Annotated in this window: 24 protein-coding genes and 1 pseudogene; 11 read left to right on the top strand and 14 right to left on the bottom strand. The window is 69.4% G+C overall.

The genetic code is table 11. The annotated features are described in order from the left end of the window. Positions 1-138 precede the first annotated feature (138 nt). From QFZ29_RS15275 to paaI, 3 genes are read right to left on the bottom strand one after another with little or no spacing between them, the layout of a single operon-like run. Complete coding sequence (locus tag QFZ29_RS15275) at positions 139-768, bottom strand: TetR/AcrR family transcriptional regulator (RefSeq protein WP_306894896.1); 630 nt, start codon at positions 766-768, stop codon at positions 139-141. A 5-nt stretch (positions 769-773) separates the two neighbouring features. Then, the gene (gene paaK, locus QFZ29_RS15270; protein WP_373426220.1) at positions 774-2,111 is read right to left on the bottom strand and encodes a phenylacetate--CoA ligase PaaK; all 1,338 of its coding nucleotides are present in this window, start codon (positions 2,109-2,111) and stop codon (positions 774-776) included. 44 nt (positions 2,112-2,155) lie between these two features. Further along, the gene (gene paaI, locus QFZ29_RS15265; protein WP_306894895.1) at positions 2,156-2,563 is read right to left on the bottom strand and encodes a hydroxyphenylacetyl-CoA thioesterase PaaI; all 408 of its coding nucleotides are present in this window, start codon (positions 2,561-2,563) and stop codon (positions 2,156-2,158) included. A gap of 138 nt (positions 2,564-2,701) precedes the next feature. On the opposite strand from paaI, the pseudogene paaA reads away from it, so the two are divergent. The 6 genes and pseudogenes from paaA to QFZ29_RS15235 all read left to right on the top strand — a co-directional run bounded on the left by paaA (position 2,702) and on the right by QFZ29_RS15235 (position 7,532). Continuing rightward, positions 2,702-3,692: pseudogene (gene paaA / locus QFZ29_RS15260) on the top strand (1,2-phenylacetyl-CoA epoxidase subunit PaaA). Further along, a complete protein-coding gene (gene paaB / locus QFZ29_RS15255; RefSeq protein ID WP_129521968.1) occupies positions 3,692-3,997 on the top strand; it encodes a 1,2-phenylacetyl-CoA epoxidase subunit PaaB in 306 nt (101 codons plus the stop codon). Before paaA ends, paaB begins: the two are co-directional and overlap by 1 nt. Further along, entirely contained in the window at positions 3,994-4,884 is an 891-nt protein-coding gene (paaC, locus tag QFZ29_RS15250; protein WP_306894894.1) for a 1,2-phenylacetyl-CoA epoxidase subunit PaaC, read from the top strand. Before paaB ends, paaC begins: the two co-directional genes overlap by 4 nt. After that, positions 4,878-5,420, top strand: coding sequence for a 1,2-phenylacetyl-CoA epoxidase subunit PaaD (gene paaD, locus QFZ29_RS15245; RefSeq protein ID WP_306894893.1), 543 nt, complete (start codon positions 4,878-4,880; stop codon positions 5,418-5,420). The genes paaC and paaD overlap by 7 nt, the downstream gene beginning before the upstream one ends. Further along, on the top strand, positions 5,420-6,622 hold the full coding sequence (gene paaE / locus QFZ29_RS15240) for a 1,2-phenylacetyl-CoA epoxidase subunit PaaE (protein ID WP_306894892.1): 1,203 nt from the start codon (positions 5,420-5,422) through the stop codon (positions 6,620-6,622). The genes paaD and paaE overlap by 1 nt, the downstream gene beginning before the upstream one ends. Before the next feature lie 124 nt (positions 6,623-6,746). Then, positions 6,747-7,532 carry an enoyl-CoA hydratase/isomerase family protein gene (locus QFZ29_RS15235; RefSeq protein ID WP_306894891.1) on the top strand — a complete coding sequence of 262 codons (786 nt, stop codon included), beginning with the start codon at positions 6,747-6,749 and terminating at the stop codon, positions 7,530-7,532. Here the strand turns inward: QFZ29_RS15235 and mnhG are convergent. From mnhG to QFZ29_RS15205, 6 genes are read right to left on the bottom strand one after another with little or no spacing between them, the layout of a single operon-like run. Beyond that, positions 7,516-7,884, bottom strand: coding sequence for a monovalent cation/H(+) antiporter subunit G (mnhG, locus tag QFZ29_RS15230; RefSeq protein ID WP_306894890.1), 369 nt, complete (start codon positions 7,882-7,884; stop codon positions 7,516-7,518). The two genes, QFZ29_RS15235 and mnhG, sit on opposite strands and share 17 nt — an antisense overlap. Then, the gene (locus QFZ29_RS15225; RefSeq protein WP_306894889.1) at positions 7,881-8,153 is read right to left on the bottom strand and encodes a monovalent cation/H+ antiporter complex subunit F; all 273 of its coding nucleotides are present in this window, start codon (positions 8,151-8,153) and stop codon (positions 7,881-7,883) included. Before QFZ29_RS15225 ends, mnhG begins: the two co-directional genes overlap by 4 nt. Further along, complete coding sequence (locus QFZ29_RS15220) at positions 8,150-8,800, bottom strand: Na+/H+ antiporter subunit E (protein WP_306894888.1); 651 nt, start codon at positions 8,798-8,800, stop codon at positions 8,150-8,152. The genes QFZ29_RS15225 and QFZ29_RS15220 overlap by 4 nt, the downstream gene beginning before the upstream one ends. After that, a complete protein-coding gene (locus QFZ29_RS15215; RefSeq protein ID WP_306894887.1) occupies positions 8,797-10,380 on the bottom strand; it encodes a Na+/H+ antiporter subunit D in 1,584 nt (527 codons plus the stop codon). The genes QFZ29_RS15220 and QFZ29_RS15215 overlap by 4 nt, the downstream gene beginning before the upstream one ends. Next, positions 10,377-10,829: an NADH-quinone oxidoreductase subunit K gene (locus QFZ29_RS15210; RefSeq protein WP_306894886.1), complete on the bottom strand. Its 453-nt coding sequence runs from the start codon at positions 10,827-10,829 to the stop codon at positions 10,377-10,379. Before QFZ29_RS15210 ends, QFZ29_RS15215 begins: the two co-directional genes overlap by 4 nt. Continuing rightward, positions 10,826-13,894, bottom strand: a complete 3,069-nt coding sequence (locus QFZ29_RS15205; protein ID WP_306894885.1) for a Na+/H+ antiporter subunit A — start codon at positions 13,892-13,894, stop codon at positions 10,826-10,828. The genes QFZ29_RS15210 and QFZ29_RS15205 overlap by 4 nt, the downstream gene beginning before the upstream one ends. 111 nt (positions 13,895-14,005) lie before the next feature. On the opposite strand from QFZ29_RS15205, the gene QFZ29_RS15200 reads away from it, so the two are divergent. The 3 genes from QFZ29_RS15200 to QFZ29_RS15190 all read left to right on the top strand — a co-directional run bounded on the left by QFZ29_RS15200 (position 14,006) and on the right by QFZ29_RS15190 (position 16,878). After that, positions 14,006-15,241, top strand: a complete 1,236-nt coding sequence (locus QFZ29_RS15200) for an ATP-binding protein (protein WP_306894884.1) — start codon at positions 14,006-14,008, stop codon at positions 15,239-15,241. 383 nt (positions 15,242-15,624) lie between these two features. Beyond that, positions 15,625-16,113, top strand: coding sequence for a hypothetical protein (locus QFZ29_RS15195; protein WP_306894883.1), 489 nt, complete (start codon positions 15,625-15,627; stop codon positions 16,111-16,113). A gap of 159 nt (positions 16,114-16,272) precedes the next feature. Next, positions 16,273-16,878, top strand: a complete 606-nt coding sequence (locus QFZ29_RS15190; RefSeq protein ID WP_306894882.1) for a class I SAM-dependent methyltransferase — start codon at positions 16,273-16,275, stop codon at positions 16,876-16,878. A gap of 170 nt (positions 16,879-17,048) precedes the next feature. Here the strand turns inward: QFZ29_RS15190 and QFZ29_RS15185 are convergent, their stop codons facing one another. From QFZ29_RS15185 to QFZ29_RS15170, 4 genes are read right to left on the bottom strand one after another with little or no spacing between them, the layout of a single operon-like run. Then, a complete protein-coding gene (locus QFZ29_RS15185; RefSeq protein WP_306894881.1) occupies positions 17,049-17,753 on the bottom strand; it encodes an ABC transporter ATP-binding protein in 705 nt (234 codons plus the stop codon). After that, entirely contained in the window at positions 17,750-19,702 is a 1,953-nt protein-coding gene (locus QFZ29_RS15180) for a branched-chain amino acid ABC transporter ATP-binding protein/permease (RefSeq protein ID WP_306894880.1), read from the bottom strand. The genes QFZ29_RS15185 and QFZ29_RS15180 overlap by 4 nt, the downstream gene beginning before the upstream one ends. After that, positions 19,702-20,571: a branched-chain amino acid ABC transporter permease gene (locus QFZ29_RS15175; protein WP_306894879.1), complete on the bottom strand. Its 870-nt coding sequence runs from the start codon at positions 20,569-20,571 to the stop codon at positions 19,702-19,704. The genes QFZ29_RS15180 and QFZ29_RS15175 overlap by 1 nt, the downstream gene beginning before the upstream one ends. 13 nt (positions 20,572-20,584) lie before the next feature. Next, entirely contained in the window at positions 20,585-21,787 is a 1,203-nt protein-coding gene (locus tag QFZ29_RS15170; protein WP_306894878.1) for an ABC transporter substrate-binding protein, read from the bottom strand. A 156-nt stretch (positions 21,788-21,943) separates the two neighbouring features. On the opposite strand from QFZ29_RS15170, the gene QFZ29_RS15165 reads away from it, so the two are divergent. Further along, positions 21,944-22,795 (top strand): sulfurtransferase, encoded by an 852-nt coding sequence (locus tag QFZ29_RS15165; RefSeq protein WP_306894877.1) that lies wholly within the window; start codon positions 21,944-21,946, stop codon positions 22,793-22,795. On the opposite strand, the gene QFZ29_RS15160 is transcribed toward QFZ29_RS15165, so the two are convergent. After that, positions 22,796-23,626, bottom strand: coding sequence for a class I SAM-dependent methyltransferase (locus QFZ29_RS15160; RefSeq protein WP_306894876.1), 831 nt, complete (start codon positions 23,624-23,626; stop codon positions 22,796-22,798). Positions 23,627-23,737: 111 nt separating this feature from the next. On the opposite strand from QFZ29_RS15160, the gene QFZ29_RS15155 reads away from it, so the two are divergent. Then, positions 23,738-24,697, top strand: a complete 960-nt coding sequence (locus QFZ29_RS15155; protein ID WP_306894875.1) for an FKBP-type peptidyl-prolyl cis-trans isomerase — start codon at positions 23,738-23,740, stop codon at positions 24,695-24,697. Positions 24,698-24,771 lie beyond the last annotated feature (74 nt).

Here is a 24,771-nt window from a genome sequence, read left to right as displayed (position 1 = left end):
GCCAATTCAGGGGATTCGGATCCATGCGTCCCCTGCGAGGGGGATGATCGCGAATCCCCTGCGTTCGCGCAGGTGTGCCGGTGACGGATGCCGCGTGCAGCTCGATCGCTGACCGCATCGCGGAATCGCGCGCGATGCTCAGCCGAGCAGTTCCTCGATGCGGTTCGAGGTGGGCATGCGCAGTCCGTCGAGCGCGACGGCGATGACGTCGTCGGCGAGGCGGTCGGCGTCTTCCTTGCCGCCCGGCCGGTACCACTCGACGATCGAGTTGATCATGCCGAAGAGCAGGCGTTCGACGATGCGCGGGTCGATGTCGCTGCGCAGCGACCCCTCGTCGCGCGCCTCGGTGACGAGGGCCATGACCCGGCGGTCGAAGGCGCGGCGTCGCTCGAGCGCCCGCCGCTCCACCTCGGTGTTGCCGCGCACACGGAGCAGCAGGGTCACGTAGGGAAGCTTGTCGACGAGCACGTGCACAGCGCCCCGCAGCACCTGGTCGAGGCGATCGGCAGCACGGCCGCGCGCGGCATCCGCTTCATCGAGCACGCCCTCGAGACCGCTGAGCGCCTCGTCGAGCGCGCGCTCGAGGATCTCGTCCTTCGACGCGAAGTGGTGGTAGATCGCCGACTTCGAGAGGCCGAGCCGGTCGGCGAGCACGCCCATTGACGTCGCGTCGTAACCGAACTGGTTGAACGCGGCGACGGCGACCTCGAGGATGCCCTGCTGGTCATAGCCGGGGCGGCCTCGTCGAAGTGATCCATTCTCGGACATCGACCTCAGTCTCTCAGGTCGTACACGCGCTTGAGCTTGCCCTCGCTGCGTGGAAGCGTGCCCGGCTCCTCCACGTGCACGGCGACGGATGACCCGATGTGGTCCTTGATGCGCTTGGCGAGCACGACGGCCGCCCGCTCGCCGACCTTGGGCTCGCGGTCGGGATGGCGCTCGATGCGCACGGTGAGCTCGTCCATCGTGCCCGCGTGGGTGAGCTCGAGGATGAAGTGGGGCGTGAGCTCGTCGATGCCGAGCACGAGCTCCTCGATCTGCGTGGGGAACAGGTTCACGCCGCGCAGGATGATCATGTCGTCGTTGCGGCCCGTGATCTTCTCGATCCTGCGCATGCCGGGCCGGGCGGTGCCGGGCAGGAGGCGCGTGAGGTCGCGCGTGCGATAGCGGATGACCGGGAATGCCTCCTTCGTGAGCGAGGTGAACACGAGCTCGCCCATCTCGCCATCGGGCAGCTGCGCGCCAGTCTCGCCGTCGATGATCTCGGGCAGGAAATGATCCTCCCAGATATGCGGTCCGTCCTTCGTCTCGAGGCACTCGTTGCCGACACCCGGGCCCATCACCTCGCTGAGGCCGTAGATGTCGAGCGCGTCGATGCCGAGGCGCTGCTCGAGCTCGTGCCGCATCTCGTTCGTCCAGGGCTCGGCGCCGAGTACGGCGACCTTGAGGCTCGTCGAGCGCGGATCGACGCCCTGCTCGACCATGCAATCGGCGATCGTCAGCAGGTAGCTCGGCGTGCAGAGGATCGCATCCGGCTCGAAGTCCACGATGAGCTGCACCTGCCGGGTGGTCTGCCCGCCCGACATCGGGATGACGGTGGCGCCGAGCTTCTCGATGCCCGCGTGGGCGCCGAGACCACCGGTGAAGAGCCCGTAGCCGTATGCGTTGTGCACCTTCATGCCCGGGCGGATGCCGCTCGCCCGCAGCGAGCGAGCGACGAGCGTCGCCCAGTGGTCGAGGTCGCCCTTCGTGTAGCCGACGACGGTGGGCCGCCCGGTCGTGCCCGACGAGGCGTGGATGCGCGCGACCTGCTCCATCGGCACGGCGAACATGCCGAACGGGTAGGTCTCGCGTAAGTCGGCCTTGGTCGTGAACGGCAGCTTCGCGACATCCGAGAGCGAACGGATGTCGCCGGGCTGCACTCCCGCCTCGTCGAACTTGCGCGTGTAGAGCGGAACGTGCTCGTAGGCGTGTCGCACTGTCTGCTGCAGCCGCTCGAGCTGCAGCGCCTCGAGCTCGGGGCGAGGCATCCGCTCCTCGGGGTCGAGTTCATCGGGCTTCACCGGCGCGAGGCCCGAGACGGTGGCGTGGGAGGTGGTCGGCGTCGACACTGGGTGCTCCGGGTGGGTAGTGGTCTCGATGCGGCGCTGCGCGCCTACTCGACCAGCGATCGGTTGGTGGAGATCGAGCGGCCGCGGAACTCCGCGACCGGGTCGCCGTGCTCGTCGACGACCGAGACGTCGTAGAGGCCCGTGCGGCCGCTGAGGACGCGGCGGACGGCCGTCGCGGTGAGGGTCTGCCCGGCAACGGTGGACTTCAGGAACGTGATGTCGGCGCCCGCCGCGACGGTGATGGTGTCGTCTTCGTTGCAGGCAATGGCGAAGGCCGTGTCGGCCAGGGTGAAGACGAGGCCGCCGTGGGTGATGTGGAACCCGTTCGTCATGTCGTCGCGCACGCGCATCGAGACGACGGCGTGCCCGGGTTCGTCGCGTTCGACGACCATGCCGAGCGCAGCGGAGGCGAGATCGCGGCGCATCATCGGCCGGTTCGCGGCATCCGTCATCTGAAGCTCCTCATCGAGTTCACGCGGTTTCGGGCGCCGTTGCTGCGGCGCTTGAGAAGACTATATACTAACTGAACGATCGGTTAGTAATGTCGGATGCCACGAGCACCGGATGCCGCGAACACACAGGAGTCGACGATGACGACCGCACCCGCAGACCTCAGCGTGGCCAGTCGCGACCAGCAGGGCGACGAGGCCGCGCAGGCGCTGTTCGACGACCTCATCGCCAAGGACTCGCGCATCGAGCCGCGCGACTGGATGCCCGAGGGCTATCGCAAGACGCTGATCCGGCAGATCTCGCAGCACGCGCACTCCGAGATCATCGGCATGCAGCCCGAGTCGAACTGGATCACGCGAGCGCCGAGCCTCAAGCGCAAGGCGATCCTCATGGCCAAGGTGCAAGACGAAGCCGGCCACGGGCTCTACCTCTACTCGGCGGCGCAGACACTTGGCATCTCGCGGGACGAGATGACGGACCAGCTCATCACCGGTCGCGCGCGCTACTCGTCGATCTTCAACTACCTCACGCCGACGTGGGCCGACATGGGCGCGATCGGATGGCTCGTCGACGGCGCCGCCATCTGCAACCAGGTGCCGCTCTGCCGGTGCTCCTACGGCCCCCTACGGCCGGGCGATGGTGCGCATCTGCAAGGAGGAGTCGTTCCACCAGCGGCAGGGATTCGAGATCCTGCTCGAGCTCATGCAGGGCACCGAGGAGCAGCGAGAGATGGCACAGGATGCCGTGAACCGCTGGTACTGGCCGTCGCTCATGATGTTCGGGCCGCCCGACGACGAGTCGCCGAACTCGGCGCAGTCGATGGCGTGGAACATCAAGCGCTTCTCGAACGACGAGCTGCGACAGCGCTTCGTCGGCATGCTCGTGCCGCAGGCCGAGGTGCTCGGCGTCACGCTGCCCGACCCCGCGCTGCGGTGGAACGAGGAGACCGGGCAGTACGACATGAGCGAGATCGACTGGGACGAGTTCAACGAAGTGCTCGCGGGTCGCGGGCCGGCGAACGCCGAGCGCATCCGCCGCCGGCGTGAGGCGCACGAAGATGGCGCCTGGGTGCGCGAGGCCGCCGCGGCGTACGCGGCGAAGCAGGCGGCACGGCAGGCGGAGGTCGCGTGATGAGCACCCCCGGCGAACTGGGAACCGAGGCCTGGCCCCTCTGGGAGGTCTTCGTGCGCGCCAATCGCGGCCTCTCGCACGTGCACGTGGGTTCGCTGCACGCACCCGACGCCGACATGGCGGTGCGCAACGCCCGCGACGTCTACACGCGCCGCAACGAGGGCGTGTCGATCTGGGTCGTGCCGGCCGACGCGATCACGACGAGCGACCCCGACGCGAAGGGCGCGTTCTTCGAGAGTCCCGCCGGGAAGAACTACCGTCACGCTGTCTACTACACGAAGAGCGAGGGGGTGAAGCACCTGTGAACGACCCGAAGCCCGGTCCCCCCGGCGGCCGAGCAGTGCCGCCGGAGGAGGCGCACGGTGACGTCTCCGTCGACCGGCTCGCGCTCGCCGAAGAGCTCACGGGCGTGGGCGCTTCCGGCGCGGGCGCGACCGCCTCACCGGAGGTCGCGGAGTACGCGCTGCGGCTCGGCGACGATTCCCTTCTCCTCGCCCAGCAGCTCGGCATGTGGATCGCACGCGCGCCCGAGCTCGAGGAGGACGTCGCCCTCGGCAACATCGCCCTCGACCTCATCGGCCACGCCCGATCGCTGCTGCACTACGCCGGCACCGCGACGAGCCGCAGCGAAGACGACCTCGCCTACTGGCGTGACGAGCCCGAGTGGCGCAACGCCTGGCTCTTCGAACAGCCGAACGGCGACTTCGCCCACACGATCGCACGGCAGTTCGCGGCATCCGTCTACCTCTTCGAGCTCTACGGCGCGCTCACCGAGTCGACCGACCCGACGCTCGCGGCGATCGCCGCGAAGGCGGTGAAGGAGGTCGACTACCACCGCGACCACGCGACCCAGTGGGTGCTGCGGCTCGCGGGCGGCACCGAGGAGTCGCGCCGGCGCATGAGCGTGGCACTCGACGACACCTGGCCGTATGTCGACGAGCTGTTCGACGACGACGAGCTCGTCGTGCGACTCAGCGACGCAGGCACAGCCGTCCTCCCATCGAGCCTGCGCGGTCCCTTCCAGGAGATCATCAGCGCGGTGCTCGTCGAGGCCGAGCTCGAGCTCCCCACCGGCCGCACCGCCTTCACGGCATCGGGCGGCGGTCGCGAGGGCCGCCACACCGAGCACCTCGGCCCCCTGCTCGCCGAGATGCAGGTGCTCGCCCGCGCACACCCGGGGGCATCATGGTGACCGCGACGACGTCCCTGCAGGTCGAGGCCCGGCCTGTTCCCACCGACCCCGCCGCGCGCCGGGCGTGGGAAGTTGCGGCGACCGTCACCGACCCCGAGATCCCAGTGCTGACGATCGAAGACCTCGGCGTGCTCCGCTCGGTCGAGCTCGACGACGCCGGCCGCGTGCGCGTGCAGCTGACCCCCACGTACAGCGGATGCCCCGCGCTCGACGCCATGCGCGACGACGTGCTGCTCGCGCTGACGCATGCCGGCTACGCCGACGTGCGTGTCGACGTCGTGCTCTCCCCCGCGTGGACGACCGACTGGATGAGCGAGGCCGGCAAGCAGAAGCTGCGCCGCTACGGCATCCAGGCGCCGAGCGGGCGCGCCGCCGCGCGCGGCACGGGTCCGGTTCGCGTGCAGCTCGCGGTGAAGTGCCCGCGGTGCGATTCGCTCAACACGCGTGAGCTCGCGCGCTTCGGCTCGACGTCATGCAAGGCGCTCTACGAGTGCCGCGACTGCCTCGAACCCTTCGACTACTTCAAGGTGCTCTGATGGCCGCGCGCAACCTGGGCTCGACCACGCTGCCGTCGCCGGTGAAGCCGGGGCCAGATGCCGCGGTGGCATCCGCCTTCCTGCAGAGCACCGTCGGCGGCGAGCATGTGGCCAAGCGCCACCGCGCGCGCTTCCATCCGCTCGAGGTCGCCGAGGTGCGACGCCTCACCGACGACGCCGTCGAGGTGACCTTCACGGTGCCCGACGAACTCGCCGACGATTACACCTACCTGCCCGGCCAGTACGTCGCCCTGCGCAAGGAGTTCGACGGGCACGAGTTGCGGCGCAGCTACTCCATCTGCCGCCCGCCCGTGCGCGGGAGCATCTCCGTCGCGATCAAGCGCGACCTCGGCGGGCAGTTCTCCACGTGGGCGAACTCCGAGTTGAAGGCGGGTGACACGCTCGACGTCATGAGTCCGCAGGGCACGTTCACCTCGACCCTCGACGCGCTCGACGGCAAGCACGTCGTGGGCATCGCAGCGGGCAGCGGCATCACGCCGCTCATGGCGCTCGCGCACACGGTGCTCGCGCGCTCCGAGACATCCGAGTTCGAGCTCGTCTACACCAACCGCTCGACGCTCGACGTGATGTTCCTCGAGGAGCTCGCCGAATTGAAGGACCGCTACCCCGCGCGCCTCGCACTGCACCACGTGCTGTCGCGCGAGCAGCGCACGGCGCCGCTGCTCTCCGGTCGCATCGACGCCGAGAAGCTCCGGACGATGCTCGACGTGCTGATCCGGCCCGAGACCGTCGACGAGTGGTTCCTCTGCGGTCCGTTCGAGCTCGTGCAGCTCGCGCGCGACACGCTCGAGGCGGCCGGAGTCGAGGCGAAGCACGTGCGGTACGAGCTGTTCACGACCGACGCCGACCGCGTCGAGCCGCGGCACGGCCGGCCCGTCGTCGTCGAGCGCGGCGAGGCCACCGTGGCGATCGAGTTCACGCTCGACGGGCAGTCGTCGACCGTCGAGAGCCCGGTGAGCGCGAACGAGTCGATCCTCAACGCGGCCTTGCGAGTGCGGCCCGACGTGCCGTTCGCGTGCGCGGGCGGCGTGTGCGGCACGTGCCGGGCCAGGCTCGTCGAGGGCAGCGTCGCGATGACCGAGAACTACGCGCTCGAACCCGACGAGCTCGAGCGCGGCTACGTGCTCACGTGCCAATCGCACCCGAAGTCCGAGCGCGTCGTCGTCGACTACGACGTGTGATGCGCGCTCACCGGCCCGCCGCATCCCGCGAACGCGTCATCTTGCGACGGAATCGGCGTTCCGGCGGGCATCCTTGTCGGAATATGACGCGCTCGTGGAGCGCTCGAGAACTGGAGGATCGACGATGATCGAACTGGGCGTGGACGACGGCGTCGCCGAGATCGTGCTCAACGCACCTGAGAAGCTCAACGCGCTCGACCCGGCCGCGATCGCCGAGCTCTCCGACGCATACGCAGAGACCGAGCGGATGGCGCACGCCGGCGGCGTGCGGGCGCTCGTGCTCCGCGGCGAGGGCCGGGCCTTCTGCGCCGGACGCGACATCTCGGGCGTCGACCCGCGCGACGACGACGTGCTCGGCTACCTCGGCGGCCTCGTCACGCCGCTGTTGCAGCGCATGAGCACGTTTCCGGGGCCCACGTTCGCTGTCGCGCATGGCGCGTGCCTCGGCGTCGGGCTCGGGCTCCTCATCGCGACCGACATCGTCTACGTCGCCGACACCGCGAAGGTCGGCTCGCCGTTCGCGAACCTCGGCGCCACGCTCGACTCGGGCGGCCACGCCCTGTTCGTCGAGCGCCTCGGCGCGCACAAGACGATGGACCTCATCGTCACCGGGCGGCTCATGTCGGGCACCGAGGCGGTCGCGTCAGGCTTGTTCTCGCAGGTGTTCCCCGCAGATGAGGTGACGGATGCCGCCCTCGCGGCGGCCCGCGCCGCGGCATCCGGGGCCACCCAGGCGTTCCTCGCCTCGAAGCGGCTCATCGCCGCGCTCCGCGACGAGCGCCTCGGATTCTGGCAGTCGATGGACCAAGAGAATCGGGCCCAGGCCGCACTCTGTGACACCGCGGACTACCGCGAGGGCTTCGCCGCCTTCCAGTCGAAACGCAAGCCGGAGTTCACCGGTCGGGGCTGAGATCGGGCTCCTGGTCGTGCTCGGCGATGTCACGGCCGAGGTCGTCGACGATGAGGAGGTCGCGGCGCACGTGGTCGCTGCGATACGCCGCGCGCCCGAGCATGTGCGCCGTCATCGGCTGCGTGAGCAGCTGGAAGGTCATGATGAGCACGACGGTGGTCAGCACGCCCCACGTCGGCACCTGCAGCACGATGGCGAGCAGCACGGTCGCGAGCCCGAGCACCTGCGGCTTCGTCGCCGCGTGCAGGCGCGTGAGCACGTCGGGGAACCGCACGACGCCGATCCCGGCGGCCATCGAGAGGAACGCGCTCACGAGGACGAGCACGCCCACGGCGATCTCGGCGGCGGTCATGAGGCATCCTGCTTCGCCATGAAGCGGGCGATGGCGATCGAGCCGACGATGGCGAACATCGAGAGGATGAGCAGCACGACGAGCGTGTCGGTGTGCCGGTTGATCGCCATCTCGGCGCCGAGGCCGCAGATCGCGATCGCGAGGAGCACGTCGGTGGCGAGCGCGCGGTCGAGGATCGACGGGCCGCGGATGATTCGGGCCAAGGCGGCGATCGCGCCGATGCCGAACATGACGCCGGCGAGGATGCTCACGAGGGCGAGGAACGTCATGAGCGTCCTCCTTCCGGTGGTCGGTCGGATGTGGCCAGTGGTCGGTCGGATGTCGGGGGCTCGCCCAGCGCGCGACGAGCACGACGAGCACGACGAGTGGCCCGCACGGATGCCGCCTGCTCACGCGTGCCGATCGCGAGCACGATGCGCTCCTCCGTGCCGAGCACGCCGCGGTGGGTGCGCTCGAGGTCGGCCTCGGTGCGCGTGCCGATGGCGTGCAGGTAGAGGAGCCCGCGCTCGCGGTCGATGTCGACGACGACGGTGCCCGGCACGACCGTGATCGCCTCGGCGGTGAGCGTCGTGACGAGGTCTGAACGGGTGAGCAGTTGCACGGCGATGATGGAGTTCATCGGCGTCCAGCGCGGGTTCACGGCGAGGAGGGCGACCTGCACCGAGGCGACGACGACCTCGAACATCATGCGGAGCCCGAGCAGCAGCGCCCGCCACGGGTTGAAGCGGCCGCTGAGGAGCACGGGCGGCAGGTAGAGCACGCGCGTCACGGCGATCGCGAGCAGGATCCCGGTGACGATCGTGAGCACGTCGATGTGGTCCCAGAGGAACAGCCAGAGGGCGACGAGGGCGATGAGCAGCGGCAACTGCCGCCACACCGAACGCCAGGGCGAGAACACCGGCTCAGCTCCCGTCATCGGATGCCTCCCGGGAACACGAGCGAGACGTAGACGCCGGGATCCGTCAGGCTCTCGGCAGCCCGGCTCGCGAGATCGAAGAGCGGACCGGCGAAGACCGTGAGGCACACGGTCACGACGACGAGCGCGGTCGTCGCGACGACCATGAGCACGGGCGTCGTGCGGGACGCGGTGACGGTGTCGCCGCCAGGGGCCTCCTGCACCGAGCCGAGGAGCACCGACTCGTAGCCCTCGAGCTCTCCGCGTCCGCGCCAGAACGCCATGTTCCAGAAGCGGGTCAGGGCGTAGAGCGTGATGAGGGAGGTGATCGCCCCCGCTGCGATGACGGCCCAGACGAGCCATCCGGTGCCGGTGGCATCCGTGTTCGCGGAATCGGCGCCCGCGAGGAACAGGCCGGTCTTGCCGAGGAAGCCCGAGAACGGCGGGATGCCGCCGAGGTTCAATGCCGGGATGAAGAACAGCACGCCGAGCAGGGGCGATGCCTTGAGCAGCCCGGCGAGCCGGTTGATGGAGGTCGCCCCACCGAACCGCTCGATGAGTCCGGTCGTGAGGAAGAGGGTCGTCTGCACGGTGATGTGGTGCACCACGTAGTAGATCGTCGCTGCGAAGCCGAGCACGCCGCCCAGCGCGATGCCGAAGATCATGTAGCCGATGTGGCTCACGAGCGTGAACGACAGGAGTCGCTTGATGTCGGCCTGGGTGAGGGCGCCGAGGATGCCGATGAGCATCGTGAGCCCGCCGATCATCATGAGCAGCACGGTCACGTCGTTCTCGGAGAAGATCACCGTCTCGGTGCGGATGATCGCGTAGACGCCGACCTTCGTGAGCAGGCCCGCGAAGACGGCGGTGACCGGGGCGGGCGCCGTGGGGTACGAGTCGGGCAGCCAGAACGACAGCGGGAACACCGCGGCCTTGATGCCGAAGGCCATGAGGAGCAGCAGGTGCAGGATGAGCTGCACGCTCTCCGGCAGCTCGGCGATGCGCACCGAGAGCTGGGCGATGTTGGCGGTTCCCGTGGCGCCGTAGATGAGGGCGATCGCGCTGAGGAAGAAGAGCGAGGAGACGAGGCTCACCACGATGTAGGTGACGCCCGCGCGGATGCGCTCGCCAGTACCGCCGAGCGTGAGCAGCACGTAGCTCGCCGCCAGCAGGATCTCGAACCCGACGAAGAGGTTGAAGAGATCGCCCGCGATGAAGGCGTTGAAGACGCCGGCCGACAGCACCAGGTAGCTCGGGTGAAAGATCGACACGGGCGTCTCGCGGTGCCGGTCGGCCACGCCCTGTCCTACGGCGTACACGAGCACCACGAGCAGCACGATCGCCGAGATTACGAGCATGATCGACGAGAGCCGGTCGACGACGAGCACGATGCCGAGCGGCGCCTCCCACCCGCCGACCGCCACGGCGACCGGGCCACTCGTGTCGACCGCGACGAGGAGCACGGCCGCGATCACGACGACCGACGCGAGCACGGTGATGCCAACCGCCATCTGGGCACGTCGACGCCGACCGAGGATGAGCGCCGCCGCCGCCCCGAGGAAGGGCAGCAGCACCACGAGCGGCACGAGCGCGGCGATCATCGGGGCACTTCCTCGTCGCTCGCGTCGAGGAGCTCCTGGATGGCCGCGTCATCGGCCGCGGAGCTGCGGATGAGGTCGGCCGCCTCCTCGGCGTCCTCCGCGTCCTCCGCCTCGTCGTCGACGAGGTCGCCCTTCTCGCCGAGCTGCGCGAGCCACCACGAGCGGTAGACGAGCGCGAGCATGAACGCGGTGATGCCGAGGTTGATGACGATCGAGGTGAGCACGAACACCTGCGGCAGCGGGTCGGAGATCCCGTCGGGGTCGACGCCCTCGCCGAGGATCGGGGCCGTGCCGGGCGCGCCGCTCATGAGGTAGATGAGGATGTTCACGGCGTTGCCGACGAGCAGGAATCCGATGAGCACGCGCGTGAGGCTGCGCTCGAGCATGATCGAGATGCCCGCGCCGAACAGCACGGCCATGAGCACCACGAGCGTGAGTGAGGCGGTCATGTGCGGGCCTCCCCGGCTCGGCCTGCTCCCGTGAGCGGCGTCTCCAGTTCGGCGTCGACGTGTTCGGGGCGTTCGGCGATCTCAGGGCCTTCGCCCTGTTCGAGGTCGTCGACGTCTCCATCAAGCTCGCCGGCCTCGTCGCCCGATTGCTCCTCCTGGCGGTCGACCTCGCCGCCGAGCGCGCGGAGGATGTCGAGCACGAGACCCACGACGACGAGATACACGCCGAGGTCGAAGAGCGTCGAGGTGCCGATCGAGAGGGTGCCGAGCACGGGGACGTCGGTCTCGAACCACGCGGACTCGAGCGGAGCGCCGCCGAAGAGCAGCGGCGCCGTCGCGGTGCCGGCCGCGAGCAGCAGCCCCGTGCCGAGCAGGCGGCCCGCGTCGACGGGTGCGGCCTCGCCGAGCTCGTAGCGCCCGCCCGCGAGGTATCGCGCGACGAGCGCGAGGCCCGCGAGGAGCCCGCCCGCGAAGCCGCCGCCCGGTGCGTTGTGGCCCGCGAAGAGCAGGAACACCGACACGACGATGGCGGGGTGGAAGAGCAGCCGCACGAGTACCTCGATGAGAATCGAGCGGTTGCGGGGCGAGAGGGTGCGCCCAGCGAGGAGCCACGTCTGCCGGGTGCCCGCGGCGTCGGCAGCGGCATCCGTCTCGCCCTCGGTGTTCGCGAGGCTCGTGCGTGGGGCACGAATGCTCGACGCGGGCTCGGGCACGGGGCGAAGCCGCTCGCGCCGGTCGACGGGCACGACGTCGTCACCGAGGTCCTCGAGCCTCGGGGCGCCGCCGGTGCGTCCTGACACGAAGATGAGGCTCGCGACGCCAGTGGCCACGGCGACGAGCACGGAGATCTCGCCGAGCGTGTCCCAGGCCCGGATGTCGACGAGCATGACGTTCACGATGTTCTTGCCATGCGCCTCGAGTGCGAGCGCGGGCAGGCCGTCGGCGATCGTCGGCTGGACACGGGCGCCGATCGCGACGAGCCCGATGACGGCCATCACGAGGCCCGCGAGCGCGCCGATGATGCCGCGCGCGAGCTTGTGCACGGGCGGGTTGCGCTGCGCGATCCGCTGCGGGAGGCGGCGCAGCACGAGCACGAACACCACGACCACGACGGTCTCGACGAGCGCCTGGGTGAGGGCGAGGTCGGGGGCGCCGGACATGCCGAAGAGCAGCACGAGTCCGTAGCCGGTGACGCCCACGAGCAGCACGGCGGTGAGGCGCTGTCGCACGGTGGCCGCGGCGATGCCCGCGACCGCCATCACGAGGGCCAGGAACGGTTGCGCCGGATAGTCCCACAGGCGCACACCGTCGGGCCAGGTCGTGTTCATGACGGATGCCACGCCGAGCCCGCCGATGAACACCGCGACGATGATGGCGAGGTAACCGGGGAGCCCGCGGTGCTGGATCGCGTTCGTGACCGCCGCCGCGAGCCGGTCGACGACCGACACGACGCCGAGGTAGCCGCGCGCCGAGTCGAGCACGGGCGTGATCGAGGCCTGCAGGCGGGCGACCCGCTGCCGCCCCCACACGAGCAGGGCGCCGAACGCGAAGACGACGGCCGAGACGGCGAGCGCTGGCACGAGCCCGTGCCAGAGGGCGAGGTGGAACTCGTGCGGCCCCGGGAGCTCATCGGCGTGCGCGGCGAGCAGCGGCTCGACGAGCGGCACCGCGAACGCGAACACGAGGCTCGCCGCGGCGAGGAGGCCCGGTGCCACGCCGATCGCGCGGCCCTCGGCGTGCAGGGGAGTGGGCGCTGCATCCGCCTTCGTGGCGAATGCGCCCCAGACGAACCGAACGGTGTACGCGACGGTGAGCACCGAGCCGAGCACGGCGCCGGCGAGCGCGATCCATGCCCACTGGTCGCCCTGCGCGACGGCGTCGAGGAACGCCGCGAACACGGCTTCCTTCGCCACGAAGCCGAAGAGCGGCGGCACGCCCGCCATGGAGGCGGCGGCGACGATCGCGATCGCGGAGATCACCGGCATCCGTCGCCCGAGGCCTGAGAGCCTGCGCCAGTCGCGGGTGCCCGCGGCGTGGTCGACGATACCGACGACGAGGAAGAGCGCGGCCTTGAACAGGGCGTGGGCGACCAGCAGGGCGACGCCCGCGAGCGCTGCATCGCGCGTGCCGAGGCCCGTGACGAACACGAGGAATCCCAGCTGGCTCACCGTGCCGTAGGCGAGCAGCAGCTTGAGGTCGTACTGTCGCAGCGCACGCCAGCCGCCGACGAGCATCGTGAGGACCCCGAGGGTGATGACGATCGGATGCCACACCGTGAGGTCGGCATAGCCGGGCGCGAGCCGCGCCACGAGGTACACGCCGGCCTTCACCATCGCGGCGGCGTGCAGGTAGGCCGAGACCGGCGTCGGGGCCGCCATCGCCGCGGGCAGCCAGAAGTGGAACGGCACGAGCGCGCTCTTCGAGATCGCGCCGACGAGCACGAGGGCGATGCCCCACGCGCCCGCGATCCCATCGACGGGGTTCGTGACGAGTTCGCTGAGCGAGCTCGTGCCGCCCGCCACGACGAGCAGCACGAGGCCCACGAGCATCGCGAGCCCGCCGAGGGTCGTGACGGTGAGCGCCTGCAGCGCGGCGCCGCGGCTCTCCTTCCTTCCCGTGTAGTGGCCGATGAGCAGGTAGGAGAGCACGCTCGTGGCTTCCCAGAACGTGAACAGGATGAAGACGTCGTCGGCCGTGACGAGGCCGAACATCACGCCGGCGAACGTGAGGAGCAGCGCCGCGAACCGGCCGAGCGCCGGTTCGTCGTCGGCGAAGTAGTGCATGCAGTAGAGCAGCACGAGCGCGCCGATGCCCGTGACGATGAGCGCGAGCAGCAGCGCGAGGGCGTCGAGCCGGAACGACAGGGCGATACCGAGCTGCGGGATCCACGGCACGATCTCGACGACCGCGTCGCCGGCGAGCACGCCGGGGAGCCACGTGAGCAGCAGCACGAACACGGCGGCCGGAACGAGTGCGATGAGAGGGAAGACACGGCGGCCGAGCAGCCTCGTGAGGAGCGGTGTCGCAAGCGCGACCACCGCGAACGCAGCGAGGCAGGCGATCATTCACCCTCCCCGCGCTCGCACCGTCCCACCATTCTATCCGGCGGTCTTTGGCGCTTTAGTGCGCTTTAGGAGATCTCGATAAACCATCCGAACCGTCCTAAACTCACGACCATGGACAGCATCAGCAATCCGTACACGCCGAACGCGGGTGCAGCTCCCGAGATCGTCGTCGGCAGGGACGACCAGATCGACTCCTTCCGTGTGCTCCTGCGCCGATTGGAGCGCGGTCGTACCGAACAGTCCATGATCATCACAGGCCTCCGCGGCGTCGGGAAGACCGTCCTGCTCGGTCAGTTCGTGGACATCGCGAACGCGGCCCGCTGGGAAGTCGTCGAGATCGAGGCGAGCAAGCACGACGACGCTCGATTCCGGCAGGCGATGTTCTCGCAACTGAAGGCCGCCCTCCTGCGCCTCTCTCCGCGGGCCCGCTGGACGGAGCGAAGCCGTCGCGCAGCAGAGGTGTTGAGTGCCTTCGCGGTCTCCGTCGACAAACAGGGCACATTCAGCGTGTCATGGGATGTGCCGCCGGCCGAGGGCCACGGCGACCACGGCGACCTCGGGATGGATCTCACCGATGTCTTCGTCGCGCTCGGCGAGGCGGCCGCCGAACAGCAGCGTGGAGTTGCGCTGCTCATCGACGAGGTGCAGTTCCTCGGGCGCTCCCAGCTCGAAGCGCTCATCCAGGCGGTTCACAAGACCGTCCAGCGAAAGCTCCCGATCACCTTCGTCGGGGCGGGCCTCCCGCAGATCGCCGAGCTCGCGGGCGACGCGAAGTCCTACGCGGAGCGCTTGTTCAAATTCCCGACGATCGGTTCGCTCACGGGCGACGACGCGCGCAAGGCACTCATCGAGCCGGCCCTCGTCGAGGGCGTTGCATACGACCCTGACGCCGTCGATCTCGCCATCGAGATCACGCAGGGATACCCCTACTTCATCCAGGAACTCGGCTACCAAGTCTGGGGCGTCGCCACCGACGACAGGGTGCATCGCGAAGACGTGGAGATCGCGAAGGACGCGTACGAGGCGAAACTCGATGGCTCCTTCTTCCGCGTGCGGCTCGATCGGGCGACACCGCTCCAGACGGCATACATGCGTGCGATGGCGGAGCTGGGCCCCGAGCCGCAGAAGGCCGCCGACGTCGCACGCGTGATGGGCCGCGAATCGACCCAGGTCGGACCGACCCGGGCGGAACTCATCGACATGGGACTCCTCTACACCCCCGAGCACGGGTACGCCGCGTTCACGGTTCCCGACTTCGACCGGTTCATGCTGCGGGCGGTGCCCGAGCTGAAGGTGCCCGAAGTGCAGAAGCGCAAGAAGCACCACGACGATCGCCACGACTCGTGACGGATGTCGCCGGGCGAATACGCCCTTCACAGCTTTCGCACGATCGACGACGAAATCAGTGATGCCGTGGGGATCCCGAGAGCGCCTGATGGAGCGTAACCGCGAGGCGGATTGGCTACGAATCGGGAGGGCGACGTCGTTGCATCTCGCGGCCCGGTAGGGATCGGTATCCGGACATCTCTGCAGACCATGCCCCGGAATGGTGTGTGGTCACCTCGGTGGCCTACATCTGGTCGATCTCCCCTTTTCCGCGGCATGTCCACCAGGTGGAAGGACGGCGAGCTGGGCACCCGGCCGCGATCGTTGGGTGCCCTCTTTGGGGGCCGGTGGCTCGTGTGCCTGGGGAGTAGTGTCTGCTGCGTTCGGCAACCCGAGGGGGAATGATGTCCGTTCGTCAGAGCACACGCATCGGCATCGCAGCCACGGCGGTGATCGGTGCCCTGGCTTCATTGTCGATGCCGGCGGCCGCGCACGCCGCTGCCGACCACTCACCGACGGTCACCCACAACGAGGTAGAGACGGTGCACTACACCGATGACATCTGCGGGCCTCGCGAGAACGACACCACCTACACACGCAAGGTCGTGGTCGAGCGCATCGTGGATGCCGGCGACGGTTCGTTCTGGTACCACTACACGGCGCGGGTGAACTATGTCTCGGACTTCGTCGATCCCTCGATTCCCGACGCACGGGGATCACTGACCGAGGTCATCAACTTCAACCTCACGCCGGGCGCCACGTTCACAGGCACCGGCACATACCATGAATATCTCGGCGACGACATCCGGATCTACGAGCGCTTCCACCTGACGGTGGTTGACGGCGAACCCGTCGTGGATCGCTTCATCAGCGGATTTGAGGGCTGTCCGTGAACGGACGGTACTCGTCGACGGCCCTGGGCATGATGCGGACGGTGCTGCGGTAGCCATGCGCGATACGCGGCCGCCGCCTCAGCGCGCGGCTGGTTGGTGGCGTATGACGATCGGCTATCGGAACGCGCGACGCTGCGATGCTGCGCCTAGATTGGAACGATGGCGATCGAGGGCGCTCGGATGAAGCGGCTGATTGAGTTCTACCGCGACGAGGTCGCCGACCGCGCGGCACGACCTCTGAGTGAACAGCGCACGCGACGGTTGGCGTCGTTCGTCGCTCACTGCACCGATTCTCACGTTCGGTCGGTTCTGGAGATCGGAGCAGGCGCAGGTCGTGATGGTCAGGTCATCGCCGAGCAGGGTCTCGCCTACGTCGGAGTCGATGTGACGCCAGCCGCGGTCGAACACTGCCGCGCGCTCGGCCTGGATGCGATGGTCGCGTCGGCGACAGACCTTCCGTTCGGAAGCGCAACGTTTGACGCCTGCTGGACCATGAGCACGCTTATGCACCTCACTGAAGCCGATTTCGAGCTCGCGCTCGGGGAGATCCATCGCGTCGTCTGTCCCGGCGGGCTCGTCGAGGTCGGAGTTTGGGGTCACGTCTCGAACCTTGAGCGCATCGACGAGAACGGCCGGTACTTCCGCCAACTTTCCGACGAGAACCTCCTCGCGTCCCTGGACCGCATCGGCGAAGTTGTCGCCTTCGACACGTGGGATCCCCGTCCCGACGGTGGTCGATACCAGTGGGCTCGGATCGTCCGCTAGCCGGTCCCGCACCGAACACTCCTATCGCCAGCACCGCCAGCATCCACGGGTGGGCGATTGCACGGCGGCACGATTCCCGCAAGACCCGCCCGCGAAGCTGCCCGGTGAAGGTGCCCGACCGCTGCAACTCAGGCCGTGCACTCCAGAGGCCCGGAAGGGGGAGACAATCGCTAGGCCGCGGCGCCGCCGAGGTAGGCGTTGCGCACCTCGGGCAGCTCGACGAGCTCGGCAGGCGTGCCCTCGAGCACCACGCGCCCGCGCTGCATCACGACGGCGCGATCGGCGATGCCGAACGACGCCCTCACGTTCTGCTCGACGAGGAGCACCGCGAGGCCGCGGTCGCGCAGCTCGGTGAGCACTCGCATGATCTCGGCGACGACCTTCGGCGCCAGCCCGATCGACGGCTCGTCGAGCATGATCGCCTTGGGCGACGCCATGAGTCCGCGGCCGATCGCGACCATCTGCTGCTCGCCGCCCGAGAGCGTGCCCGCCGACTGGCCCAGCCGCGGCTTCAGCCGCGGGAACAGCGCGAGCACCGCGTCGAGATCGCCTTTGCCGCCGCGGCTCCACGCGCCGAGCGTGAGGTTGTCGCGCACGGAGAGCGACGGGAAGCACAGCCGGTTCTCGGGCACATGGGTGAGGCCGAGGGCGGCCATTCGCTCGGTGGCACGGCCGGTGATGTCGACGCCGTCCAGCGTGACCGTGCCGGCGGTCGGCCGGATGAGGCCGTTCACGGCTCGCAGCAGGGTCGTCTTGCCGGCGCCGTTGGAGCCGACGACGGTGACGATCTCGCCCGGCGCGACAGCGAGGCTCACATCATGCAGGATCGCGAGCTTGCCGTAGCCCGCGTCGAGCGCGGTGACTGCGAGGGTCATGCGTGCTCCTCCAGTTCCTTCAGCTCGTGCTCGGCCTCTTCGGCGTCGGTGCCGAGGTAGGCGACGATGACGGCGGAGTCGGCGCGCACGGCCTCGGGCTCGCCATGCGCGATGAGCACGCCGTCGTCGAGCACCGCGACGGTGTCGGCGAGCGACAGCACCTGTTCCACGTCGTGCTCGACGAGCACGATCGTGAGCCCAGCGTCGCGGAGGGCGCGAAGCAGCGCCGCGAGGAGTTCCCGCTCCCCGCCCGACAGGCCCGCCATCGGCTCGTCGAGCAGGAGCAGCGCGGGTTCGGAGGCGAGCGCGCGGCACACCTCCATCATGCGCTGGCGTCCGAACGGCAAGTCGCCGGCGGCGAGGTCGGCGACGTCGCCGAGCCGCATCGAATCGAGGATGTCGCGCGCGATCTCCTCGTGCCGGTACTGCTCGCGACCCTGGAGGCCGAGCATGCCGCGGATGATGCCCGCGCGCCCCTTGCGGTAGCGGCCCATGTAGACGTTGCCGACGACATCGGTCGACGAGAACGACTGCAGATTCTGGAAGGTGCGCGTGAGCCCCCGCACGGCGCCGACATGGGGTTTCCTGCCCTGCACTTCTTCGCCGAGGAACGTGACGGTGCCCGTCGTCGGCGAGATCGCGCCGGTGATCATGTTGAAGCACGTCGTCTTGCCGGCACCGTTCGGGCCGATGAGGCCCATGATGCGTCCGGCCGGCACCGTGAAGCTCACGTCGTCTACGGCGACCACGCCCCCGTAGCGCTTCGTGAGTCCGATCACCTCGAGGATCGGCTCGCCCGCGGCCATCGGCGTCGAGACGGCGGGTACGCGCGGTGCATCGGGCGCGTCGGGCGCGTCGGGCGCGGATGCGGCACCTGACGCCTCGCTTGCGGCATCCGCCTCCGCCCCGGCATCCGCCGGCCTCGACCCCATGCGCCGCCGGATCGCCGCCCATGACGTGCGCACCACTTGGTAGAGGCCGCCCGGCAGCAGGATGATCACGAGGATGAGCACGAGCCCGTAGCCGATGAGCTGCACCTCTCCCGTCGCGCCCGGGATGATCGCCGGAATGAGGTCGCGCAGGCCTTCGGACAGCAGCTCGACGATGAAGGCGCCCGCGATGGCGCCCCACACCGATCCGAGGCCGCCGATCACGACCATGAGCAGCAACTCGACGGAGACGTGGAACTCCGCCACCTGGGGCGAGACGATCTGCACCTGGTAGGCGTAGAAGACGCCGCCGAGACCCGCGAAACCGGCGGAGAGGGTGAAGACCTTCACACGCAGGGCGTACGTGTTGACGCCGAGCGACTCGGCTGCGAGCTCAGAGTCGTTGACTGCTGAGAGCGCGCGACCCGCCCGCGACCGGGTGAGATTCAATGCGAGCACGAGCCCGATGAGCACGAACGGCGCGACGAACCAGAAGAACAGCCCGTTGTTGTCGATCGGGATGCCGAAGACCTCGGGTCGGCCGTAGCCGTAGATGCCGGTCGTGCGGCCGGTGAACTCCCACTCGCGCACGGCGATCATCACGATGAAGCCGAGGCCGAGCGTCGCGAGGGCGAGGTAGTGCCCACGCAGGCGCAGCATCGGCAGGCCCACGAGGAGCGCCGCGAGCATCGCCGCGACGACCCCGCCGACCGCCGCGACGGGGCCGGGCATCTCGAACTTCTGCAGCAGGATCGCGTGCGTGTACGCGCCGATCGCGAAGAACGCGGCCTGGCCGAGCGACACCTGCCCCGCGAGGCCCATGAGCAGGCTGAGCCCGATCGCCGGCAGCGCGAAGATCATCGAGAAGACGGCGATGTTCATCAACGACGAGCTCGCGGTGAATGGCACGATCAGGATCACGACCGCGAGCACCGAGACGCCGATGATCGTGCCGCGGTTGTTCGGCCAGAATCCGGTCTTCGACCGGACCGAGCCCGGATCCTTGCTGAACAGTGACATCAGACCCTCACGGCTTCGGGGCGCAGCATGAGACCGGCCGGCCGGATGATGAGCACGATGATGAGGATGAAGAACGCCACGGCGTCCTTCCACCCCGAGGCCACGTAGCCCGCGACGTACGACTCGAGCACGCCGAGCAGCAGCGCCCCGACGATCGCCGCGCGGAACGACACGAGCCCGCCGAGCACGGCGGCGACGAAGCCCTTGAGCCCGAGCAGCAGGCCGCCCGACCAGATGGAGAGGTAGATGGGCGAGCTCACGACACCGGCCGCGGCACCGGCGAACCCGGCGATGGCGAAGGCGAGCACGGATGCCACGGCCGGCGAGATACCGACGATGCGCGCCGCAACGGGTTGCTCGGCACTCGCGCGCAGCGCCTTGCCCCAGCGGGTCTTCTCGTAGAACAGCAGGATGCCGCCGCCCACGATCACGAGTGCGCCCAGCATCCACAGCTCCTGCGAGCGGATGCTGACGCCGCCGAGGTTGAGGTCGTTGCCGGGGAACGGCGGCAGGCGCCGGGCCTCCGCGCCCCACACGAGCAGCATGATCGCCTGCAGCAGCGTCGAGACCCCGAGCGTGAGGATGATCGACACGAGCGTCGTGAGGTTCTTCACCCGCGCGATCACGAGCCGTTCGATGAGCACCGAGGCGAGCGTCACCGAGATGAGGGCGACGAGGATCGCGACGGGCAGCGGCAGCCCGGCGGTCACGAGCGAGATGCTGCCGAGGCCCGCGAGCGTCGCGAAGTCGCCCTGCGCGATGTTCACGACGTGTCGCACCGTGTAGGTGGCGATGAGGCCGACGGCGAGCAGGGCGTACACGGAGCCCTGCGACAACCCTGCCGCCGTCAGCTGGAGGAAGTCGGTCAACGGATGCCGCCGCTCACTCTTCGTAGAGGTTCCAGCGGCCGCCCTCGGCGATCGCCATGATGAGCGCGTCGGCGGTGAGGCCCGAGTGGTTGTCGGGGGTCATCGTGAAGACGCCCGAGATGCCGACGAAGTCGCTCGTCGCCTCGATCGCGTCGCGGAGCGCCTCGGGGTCGGTGCCGGCTTCCTCGATCGCGGCGACGCCGATCTTCCATGCATCGTACGCGTGGCCGGCGAAGCTCGACGGGGGAGCGTCGTAGGCCTCGGTGTAGTCGGCGATGAACTGGTCGATGACCTCCTTCTGCGGGTCGTCGGCCTCGAGCTGGTCGGCGACGAGCAGGCGGCCCATCGGCGCGAGTACGCCCTCGGCGGCGGGGCCGGCCGCCTCGAAGAACGCGGCGTTCGCGACACCGTGGGACTGGTAGACCGGCTTGTTCACGCCGATCTGCACGTACGCGGCCTGCGCGAGCCCGGCCGACGGCGTGATGCCCCAGATGATGACGGCGTCGGCGTCGGCGGCACGGAGATTCGTCATCTGCGCCGTGAAGTCGGTCGCGCTCGGCTCGAACGCCTCGGTTGCCGTGAGCGTGATGCCCCGCTCGGCGCCGAGCTCCGTGATGATGTCGGCAATGCCCTCGCCGAAACCGGTGGCGTCACGGGCGAGTGCGATCTTCGTGTAGCCCTTCGACTCGGCGTCGTCGAGGATCCGCTCGAGCACCACGATGTCGTTCTGCGCCGTCTTGAAGACCCACTCCGAGCCGTCGACGATGGCCGCGTTGGCCGCGACCGAGATCGTTGGCATCTGGGCCGCCTCCACGAGCGGGCGCATCGCGAGGCTGGGGCCGGTGCGCGAGGCGCCGATGATGAGGTCGACCTGCTCATTCTCGATGAGCTGGGTCGTGGCGCGCGCAGCCCCGTCTTCGGTCGACTGGTTGTCCTCGATGAAGAGCTCGACCTCGCGGCCGTTGATGCCGCCGTCTTCGTTGAGCTGGTCGGCGAGCATGTTCAGCGTGTTCTGCTCGGGGACGCCGAGGTTCGCCCCGACACCCGTGATGTCGAGCACGGCACCGATCTTGATGGGGCCCTCTTCGGTGGCGCCGTCTCCGCCACCGTCGTCGCCGCCGCCGAAGTTTGCCGCGTTGCAACCGGTGAGGGCGAGGGCGATGGATGCCGCGACCGCGGCGGGAACGAGCAGTCGGCGGCGTCGTGCACGGTTCATGATGAACTCTCCTTTGAGCCCTGACGGGGTCCTCGTCGCTGAGTAGGTGCCACTTCATGACCGACCATTCGGTCACTATTTCGACAGACACGACGATACGTTGCGCCACGCGGCATCCGCAAGCGGCTTGACTGCCGGGCGGGGCAAGATGGAGCCATGTCGATCCTCATCTCCGCAGACGAACTCGCCGCACGACTCTTGTCGGGTGAACGTACCGTGGTGCTCGACGTGCGCTGGACGCTCGCCCAGCCCGACGGGAGCGAGGCGTTCCGCGCAGGGCACATCCCGGGCGCCGTCTACGTCGACCTCGATCGCGAGCTCGCCGACCACGACGTGCAGGGTGAGGGGCGGCATCCGCTGCCCGGCGAAGGTGCGCTCACCGCGGCGATGCGGCGCTGGGGGCTTCGCGACGGCGACACGGTCGTGGTCACCGACGACCTCGGCAACCAATCCGCCGCTCGTGCGTGGTGGCTGCTGAAGCACGCGGGCGTGGCCGACGTGCGGATGCTCGACGGCGCGCTCGCGGGGTGGCGTGCAGCGGGGCATCCGCTGGAGACCGGCGAGACGAAGCCCGAGCCGGGCGACGCCACCGCGCACTTCGGCTCGATGCCCGTCGTCGACATCGACGGGGCCGCCGGCATTCCGGCCGAGGGCGTGCTGCTCGACTCGCGGGCCGCTGAACGGTATCGGGGCGAGGTCGAGCCGATCGACCCGCGCGCCGGACACATCCCGGGCGCAGTGTCGGCGCCCACCTCGGCCAATCTCGACGCCGAGGGCCGATTCCGCACGCCGCGCGAGTTGCGTGAACGCTTCGCCGCGCTCGGCGTGCACGGCGGCGCGCCGGTCGCCGCCTACTGCGGCTCGGGCGTCACGGCAGCGCACCAGGTCGCGGCCCTCGCGATCGCCGGCATCGACGCAGCACTCTTCCCGGGCTCGTGGAGCCAGTGGTCGAACGACTGGGCACGGCCCGTCGCGACGGGAGCCGAAGCCGGATTGGCCGTGAAGTAGCTACTCGGCCGTCGGCGGGGGAGACGGGCGGCGGCCCACCGCGATGAGCGTCGTGACGTCGACGGTCTGCACGTCGCGCTCCTCGAGGGCCGCGAGGTAGCGCTCGCGCACGCCCGCCACGGCCTCGTCGTCGAGGTCGCCGAGCGCGAGGCGAAGGCCCGTGCCCTCGACGAGCCCCCATGCGAGCTCGGGCGTGAGGTCGAGATGGCGTTGCACCGCCTCGGCCCGCACCTGCGCGAGCCCGAGGCCGGTGAGCCAGTGTGCGAGGCTCCCGGGGGTGCTCGCAACGTCGATCGCGGGCGAGCGCAGGTCGCCGAGCTCGGATGCCACGCCCTCGGGCAATGCCGATGTCAGCACCTCGGCGAGCGGTTCCATCGCTCCGGCTGCCCACACCGTGATCGCAACCCGGCCGCCAGGCCGAGCGCACCCGATGAGGTGGCGGGTGCCCGCGTCGAGGTCGTCGAAGAACAGGATGCCGAGCACGCACTGCACGACGTCGTACCCCGTGGTCTCCCACGTCGTGACGTCGGCGACGTGGAAGCGCAGCTGCGGCATCCGCTCTCCCACTCGCTCCCGGGCGAGCTCGATGAGCCCCTCGGCGAAGTCGACCGCATCGACGAGGCCCCCGGTGCCCACGAGTTCGGCGGTCGGCACCGCGGATGCCCCGTCACCGCAGCACGCGTCGAGCACGCGCTCGCCGAACTGCGGGTGCGACCGCAACACGGCGGCGGTGGAGATCGGATTCCAGAGCGCGTCGTCGATCTCCGCGAAGGAGGCCGCCGCAGCGGCGAACCCTTCCGCGAAATCGGGCACCCCAGTTGTCTCCCCCATCTGCCCATTGTGTCCCTGATCGGCCGAGAATCGGGGATTCAGGCAATCGAAAGCCGGGAACGTGCAGACTGGGGAGACGTGTCTTTCCCGATCGAAACGAGATCCTCCCCTATGAATCGTGTCCTGCGCCGCGCCGCGCCCGTCGCGCTCGCCGCCACCGCAGCCCTCTTCCTCGCCGGTTGTGCCGGCAGCCCCGAGCCTGAGCCGACCGAAACGCCAGATGCCACCGCCGAGTGCATGGAGCTCTCGTCGGGCGAGCTGAGTGACGGCGTCACGGTCGAGGGCGCGTTCGCCGAGGCGCCGACCGCGACATTCACGGCGCCGCTCGAGGCGGAGTCGCTCGAGCGATCGGTCGCCATCGAGGGCGACGGCGACGAGTCGGCGCCCGGCGACCCGATCAACGCGGTCATCAGCGCGTTCTCGGGCACCACGGGTGAGCGCGTCTTCTCGCAGCCCACTACCATCACGGTGGGCGACCCCAACCTCTTCGAGGCGTTCCTCGCCGGCATCGACTGCGTACCGATCGGCTCGCGCACCGTGACGGTGGCGCCGGCCTCGACGCTGTACGGCGACGAGGGCAACGAGTCGATCGGCATCGCCGGCGGCGAGACGATCGTCATCGTCGTCGACGTCGTCGAGGTGCAGGAGCCGCTCAAGCCCGGCGAGTGGACGGAGAACCCGCCCGAGGTGAAGTTCGGCGCCGAGGGCGAAGCGCCCACGGTCACGCTGCCCGACTCTGCTCCGCCCACTGCGCTCCTGCTGAAAGTGCTCGAAGAGGGCGACGGCGACACGGTCGGCACCGGCGACAACGTGACCGTGCAATACCAGGGCACGAGCTGGGAGACCGGTGAGATCTTCGACCAGAGCTACGGCGGCGAGCCGGCGACGTTCCCGACCGACGGCGTCATCCAGGGCTTCGGAGCCGCGCTCGTCGGCCAGAAGGTCGGCACGAAGCTCATCGTGACCATCCCGCCGGAGTACGGCTACGGAACGGATGCCGCTGCGCACGAGCTCGGCGCGCAGACGCTCGTGTTCCTCGTCGAGATCGAGGGCACCGCGCCGGCCGAGTAGCCCGCACGCGAGAAGTGAGGGGCCGGGTGGCGTTCGCCGCCCGGCCCTTCGCCGTCGCCCATTGGGTTGAAATG

Origin of the sequence: Agromyces albus, from assembly GCF_030815405.1 — a bacterium.
GTDB classification, from domain to species: Bacteria; Actinomycetota; Actinomycetes; order Actinomycetales; family Microbacteriaceae; genus Agromyces; species Agromyces albus_A.
Note: the sequence above shows the minus strand (reverse complement) of the source record. Positions and strands in the feature narration are given on the sequence as shown.

Coding starts and splice junctions, on each gene's coding strand:
- QFZ29_RS15275 (WP_306894896.1), bottom strand. CDS start 768: ATGTCCGAGAATGGATCACTTCGACGAGGCCGCCCCGGCTATGACCAG.
- paaI (WP_306894895.1), bottom strand. CDS start 2,563: ATGACGGATGCCGCGAACCGGCCGATGATGCGCCGCGATCTCGCCTCC.
- paaB (WP_129521968.1), top strand. CDS start 3,692: ATGAGCACCCCCGGCGAACTGGGAACCGAGGCCTGGCCCCTCTGGGAG.
- paaD (WP_306894893.1), top strand. CDS start 4,878: ATGGTGACCGCGACGACGTCCCTGCAGGTCGAGGCCCGGCCTGTTCCC.
- paaE (WP_306894892.1), top strand. CDS start 5,420: ATGGCCGCGCGCAACCTGGGCTCGACCACGCTGCCGTCGCCGGTGAAG.
- QFZ29_RS15235 (WP_306894891.1), top strand. CDS start 6,747: ATGATCGAACTGGGCGTGGACGACGGCGTCGCCGAGATCGTGCTCAAC.
- mnhG (WP_306894890.1), bottom strand. CDS start 7,884: ATGACCGCCGCCGAGATCGCCGTGGGCGTGCTCGTCCTCGTGAGCGCG.
- QFZ29_RS15225 (WP_306894889.1), bottom strand. CDS start 8,153: ATGACGTTCCTCGCCCTCGTGAGCATCCTCGCCGGCGTCATGTTCGGC.
- QFZ29_RS15220 (WP_306894888.1), bottom strand. CDS start 8,800: ATGACGGGAGCTGAGCCGGTGTTCTCGCCCTGGCGTTCGGTGTGGCGG.
- QFZ29_RS15215 (WP_306894887.1), bottom strand. CDS start 10,380: ATGATCGCCGCGCTCGTGCCGCTCGTGGTGCTGCTGCCCTTCCTCGGG.
- QFZ29_RS15210 (WP_306894886.1), bottom strand. CDS start 10,829: ATGACCGCCTCACTCACGCTCGTGGTGCTCATGGCCGTGCTGTTCGGC.
- QFZ29_RS15205 (WP_306894885.1), bottom strand. CDS start 13,894: ATGATCGCCTGCCTCGCTGCGTTCGCGGTGGTCGCGCTTGCGACACCG.
- QFZ29_RS15200 (WP_306894884.1), top strand. CDS start 14,006: ATGGACAGCATCAGCAATCCGTACACGCCGAACGCGGGTGCAGCTCCC.
- QFZ29_RS15195 (WP_306894883.1), top strand. CDS start 15,625: ATGTCCGTTCGTCAGAGCACACGCATCGGCATCGCAGCCACGGCGGTG.
- QFZ29_RS15190 (WP_306894882.1), top strand. CDS start 16,273: ATGGCGATCGAGGGCGCTCGGATGAAGCGGCTGATTGAGTTCTACCGC.
- QFZ29_RS15185 (WP_306894881.1), bottom strand. CDS start 17,753: ATGACCCTCGCAGTCACCGCGCTCGACGCGGGCTACGGCAAGCTCGCG.
- QFZ29_RS15180 (WP_306894880.1), bottom strand. CDS start 19,702: ATGTCACTGTTCAGCAAGGATCCGGGCTCGGTCCGGTCGAAGACCGGA.
- QFZ29_RS15170 (WP_306894878.1), bottom strand. CDS start 21,787: ATGAACCGTGCACGACGCCGCCGACTGCTCGTTCCCGCCGCGGTCGCG.
- QFZ29_RS15165 (WP_306894877.1), top strand. CDS start 21,944: ATGTCGATCCTCATCTCCGCAGACGAACTCGCCGCACGACTCTTGTCG.
- QFZ29_RS15160 (WP_306894876.1), bottom strand. CDS start 23,626: ATGGGGGAGACAACTGGGGTGCCCGATTTCGCGGAAGGGTTCGCCGCT.
- QFZ29_RS15155 (WP_306894875.1), top strand. CDS start 23,738: ATGAATCGTGTCCTGCGCCGCGCCGCGCCCGTCGCGCTCGCCGCCACC.